The organism is Lactobacillus sp. HBUAS51381 (assembly GCF_012641095.1).
In the GTDB taxonomy this organism is placed as follows: domain Bacteria; phylum Bacillota; class Bacilli; order Lactobacillales; family Lactobacillaceae; genus Levilactobacillus.
Genome location: NZ_JAAVSC010000062.1, coordinates 1 through 5,069, shown reverse-complemented (window position 1 = coordinate 5,069; position 5,069 = coordinate 1). Strand labels below are relative to the sequence as shown.

The following is a 5,069-nucleotide window of genomic DNA, read 5'->3' as shown; positions in this document are numbered from 1 at the left end:
TCCCAATCGACTCGTTACCCAGTGTGTAGTTGCTGTTTAATCCAGACACGTGATAGGCATACTCTCCGGCATTATCTCCGGCATCTCGCGTCACTGTCAAACCAGAATCGGTCACGACATTCCCGTTCGCATCGGTCACTGTTAATGTAGGCGTTGGCTCCTGACCACCGTAAACCATGGTCTGGTCAGGAACACTTACGTTGAGAACAGCCGGCGCAATTGTTAGGGTTGCCACCGACTTGGATCCCGACCAGTCATAATTGGCCAGTGCCGGCGTTTCTTGAGTCAGTCGTTCCCAAGCCGCGGGATTAACCACGACGTTATAAGTTCCGGCATTGACAAAATCCGCCGCATTATTCGCATTCAACAAGACCTGGTTTCCATTGGCGTCCGTGTAGGCCAACGTCAAATCCCCGTCCTTTAGCGTGCAAGGTAATTCATTCGTCAGGCTGACCGAGAATTGTCCCATGTCTAGCGTTGGCGTTTGGCCGTTGTAAGTGACGGTCTGATTCCCCGTGATGGTGTAATTGGCCGTTCGTTTGGCCACCGTGATTTGGGCCACGGCGGAATTATTTCCAGATTTGTAAGTGACCTGGTACGTCCCGGCCTTGCTGGTCAGGGCATCCAGTGCCACACTATTTCCCTGGCTATCAACGGCCGTAACGGTAATATCGCTCAAGGCCAGATTGGTCCCATCCGAGTTCACCGCACTCAAAAAGTTATCGGCCGGCGTCCACGTGTCTCCATAGAAGATGGTGGAATTAAAGACCTTAATGTCCGGATTATTCAAGACCACTTGATACTGACCGGTATAGGTGGTCGCGTCGGTCGGTACCGACCAGTCGAAGGTGAATTGACTCAGCCCCGCGGGAATGTTAAACGTCCCATCGCTAGCTAACGTCACGCCACCGGTTAACCCACTGATATTTTCCGGACTCAGGGTCACCCCACCCAAGTCCACGTTGAAGAGGTCAGCCAACGTCAGCGTAGATTGCGTGGCAAAGTAGTAAGCGTTCTGGTTCAAAGCCAAGTTAGTCGTCCCAGTGCCCGTCGTCAGTTGATTAATTCGGTTATAGCTAAAGACGTTATCGCCAATCTGCGTGACGGTTGCTGGCACACTAACCGTGGTCAACTGATTGCCATAAAACGCCATATCGCCCAGAGAAGTGAGTGTTGCTGGCAGAATGACCGAACCGGTCAACTGATTGTAGATAAATGCGCTGTTCCCAATGCTTTGCAACTGTTCATTGAGCGTAACACCCGTGAGAGCATCGCCCGCAAAGGTGAGATCGCCAATCGCGGTCAAGTTAGTCGGAAGGACGAGATTTCCGGTTAACCCGGAATACTCAAACGCTCCTTTGTCGATGGTCGTGAGACTCGTGGCTCCCGTGAGGTCAATACTCTTCAAAGCTTGATCATAGGTAAACGCGTTCGCCCCGATGCTGACCAAATTTGCCGGGAAGGTAATCGTCGGTAAGCTTGTGGCCGACAGGAAGGCTTGGTCGCCGATGCTCGTCAGGTTAGCCGGCAACGTGACGCTGGTCAACGCCGTATCGTAAATGAAGGCGCTATTCCCAATCGTCAGCGGTTGCGTCCCATCGGCAAAGGTCACGCTGGTCAGTCCATGAATCGTGCTGAAGGCGAAGTCCCCCAACGTGGTGAGGCTGGCGGGTAAGGCCAGGGTCGTGATGCCGTTATCATTTTCAAACGCGTGGGCCCCAATCGTCGTCAGGTTCCCGGCCGCCGCAAAGGTCAGATTTGTCAGCGCGCTGTCGGCGGCAAAAGCACTGTCCCCGATGGCTACCAGGCTAGCTGGCAACGTCACACTAGTCAAACCGGTATACGTAAAGGCACTGTCCCCAATCGTCTGTAACTGGCTACCGGCCGCAAAGGTCAAGTTCGCCAGCTGACTGTCTTGCAGAAAGGCCTCATTGCCAATCGTCGTCACGCTAGCGGGGATGGTCACACTGGTCAGTTTGCCGTTAGAAGCGAACGCTTGATTTCCAATGGTGACCAGGCTTGTGGGCAGCGTCAACGAGCTGGCTTGCGACCCGAAGAAGGCCAAGTCACCAATTGCCGTCAGGCTCGTGCTGTTCCCCAGGTCAATACTCGTGAGCGGATCATACTCGAAGGCCATATCGCCAATGGTCTGGAGGTTCTGGGAGAAGGTCACGTTCGTCAGTGGATTGCTGGCAAATGCCTGCGACCCAATCGTGGTGACACTATCCGGTAAGACCAGCGTCGTCAGCCCATCGTCTACGAAGGCCTGGCTTCCGATAGTCGTCAGCGTTCGGTTTTGGCTCAGATCAATCGTGCTTAAATTCTTTAAGTACGAGAAAGCATTGTCGGCGATGGATGTAATCCCGTTTTCAATGATTAAGGTTTTCAAGTTCTGGGTGTTGGGATAATTCGAGCTAAAGCCTTGGCCAATCGCCGTCACATTTAGTACATTGCCGGTATTATCCGTAATGGTCGATGGAATCACCAAGGTGTCCCCGACATCCTGAGTGGCCCCGGTGATGGTGGCCGACCCATCCGCATTCAAGTCGTACGTTAAAATATTGCTATCGTCGATGGGCGTCACGGATTTGGCTAACATCTTGGTGCCCGTGGCTGTCGCGGTGCTAGCCGGAGCAGCCGGCGTGCTCGTCACGGTCGCGTCCTCGTCAACACCATCAGACGTATCTGTCCCTTCAGACTCAGTAGTCGGCGTGGTACCGTTCACACTATTATCCGTCTCAGAACCGGTGTTAGTCGTGCTCTCAGAACCCGATGTCCCCGAAATGGCACCGCTATCACTTTCGGCAGCTTTCGTCCCATCCGATGACGCTTCGGTTGCCGTGTCCGTGCCAGCCGTATCGCCAGTCACCTGATTGTTCGCTGCACCGGTCGTGGCATCAGCGGTCGAATCGGTACCAGCCGCGTTTGTGGTCCCATTATCGGTCCCGTTGGCTGGGGTATCTTGATTACCGTCAGTCGACGTCTCCGTTGCGGTATCCCCTTGCGTTTCCGGCGATGAGGCGGCGGTTCCAGTGGTCTTATTACCAGTCACTTCCGTATCCGTCGTTGTCGCTCCAGTGGTCTGACTACCGGTAGACGACGTCAGGGTGGCCGTCGCACTCGGCTCCACACTACTCCCACTACTCTGCGCCGTCACGGTACCACTCGTCGTATCCGCATGGCCCACGACATCTTGACTAACGGCGGTTCCCAAACCAATCGTCGCCACCGTAATCGCAGCGAAAACCCACCGTTTGCCATCCTTGTACATCTTGTAGTGTTCTTTAACTTCCATGGTGATTGCTCCTCTCGAAAGCCAGGCTAGTCAACCCGGCCGCCATCTCGCAATTAAGATGACGAACCCTTACTCTCAACAATTATTCTAAAGACTCGTTTTATTTGTGCAACTAATTCTTATTTATGCAACCAGGTTTGCCCCTCAACCTTATCAAACAGCGATTTGAAATACATATTTTTAATTCATAGATTAAAATAATTTATCTTATTTTATACCGTCACCTTGGCTTAGGTCAATCAATAATCAAGAAATCGATTAATTATTTTAATGATCAGAGCTGCTAACTAATCCGACAGGCCCTGTTATAGTTTGATCAGCTCACTTGAAATTAGAAAAGGCGTCGTGGTCACCACCACAACGCCCATAATCTCCACGATACTGTTCGACACAATCAACAGACTTTAAGTCAAACGAGAATCAATGTAACAGTTCATTTAATTAGTAAGGTTACCTATATCACATCCGACATGGCCCTTATTTTTTCACCAACCTCAACCGGTACTCGTCCACCGATAAGGAAGCACCTCGTCTTCACGGCAATTCACATTGCGGACGCTTCTCCACTTCTTCACTTTACAAGGATTGGCCCAAGTAAAAAAACGTCTGAGAAACTAGTTCTCAGACGTCGTCATGGTCAAACACGACCTAATCTTTTCTAAATGTGTGGTGACCCAGCATGATCAACAGACCTAGGACAATCTCGACGCCCCCGGCAAAGATGATGACCGCGATGCCGCTACGGCCAACCGTGGTGACCAGACTCGTGACCGTGGCGCCGGCCGTGGGGATCAGCGTCGGCAACAAGAAGTAGCCGGCCGCTCCCACAATCGCCGTCAACAAGCCCCCCAACGCCAAGCCCGGTCCCAGACTCGCCATCACATGGTGGACACTAAATGCATAGAACACCGTCACAATGGTTAAGAGAACGGTCGCGATCAACAGCCAGAAATCTGCGGTCTTGGCCTTCTGAATCTTCAGAGCCGCCTGGGTCATCGCCGGCGTGGCAAACGTCGCCTTGGCCAGCTTCTGAGCTTCCTTAGCAATTGCGGTCGTCATCGCCGTAGACGCGGTAACGCCCACGGTTTGAGCCTGCGTACTAATGGCCGTGGCTAGCTCCGTTTCGTCAACCGTTGTCGTGGCGGTGTCACCATAAAGTTGGGCAATCCCCTGGGCCAGATAAGGCTGGGCAATCCCCGATGTTACGGGACTACCATTCACCCCGAGGCTCTCCAGTTTATTGTTAAGCTGATTAATGACCTTTTGGCCGACATTCGACCGTGAGACGACGCCGGCCGTGTAGTTAGCGTTGAATACCGTAATTTTCAGGCCAATCGTGATCGTAAACAGTAACACCAAGATGGCCACCCAACGGGCCAGTGCCGGCCGGCGTTGGTAAGGCTGGGGTGCGTTTTCCTCTGGTCTTTGCGGTGTTTCCGGTTCCGCCGAATGATAACGGGCCATACGCGTATTTTCGCTCACCGACACCACCTCCAATTCGTCCAAACTTATGCGTTAAATTCGCCGTCATCTCACCATTTTTGATACATCTAAGTATCTGCGACGAACGCCGACTACGCTATTCAGCGCACATAGTTGCTTATTATTGTAGCACATCCCGCTCCGCCAAACGTTAAGCTCACCTTAATTTTAATGTGTGCCCGAAGCTTGCACGCAAAAAATACTAAGCTTAGAGGCATAAGAGTTATCCGACGGGATGCTCTTATGCCTCTATTACTTTATAGTGGTAGTGAAGACAGGCCGTGCTCCTTTA

2 protein-coding genes are annotated in these 5,069 nt (G+C 52.3%); both read right to left on the bottom strand.

Annotation, left to right across the window (positions count from 1 at the left end; all coding sequences use genetic code 11):
• Positions 1-3,295: leucine-rich repeat protein (locus tag HEQ50_RS12350; protein WP_168900802.1), on the bottom strand; the 3,295-nt coding region annotated here is incomplete at its 3' end.
• Positions 3,296-3,943: 648 nt separating this feature from the next.
• Complete coding sequence (locus HEQ50_RS12345) at positions 3,944-4,777, bottom strand: hypothetical protein (RefSeq protein WP_168900801.1); 834 nt, start codon at positions 4,775-4,777, stop codon at positions 3,944-3,946.
• Positions 4,778-5,069 lie beyond the last annotated feature (292 nt).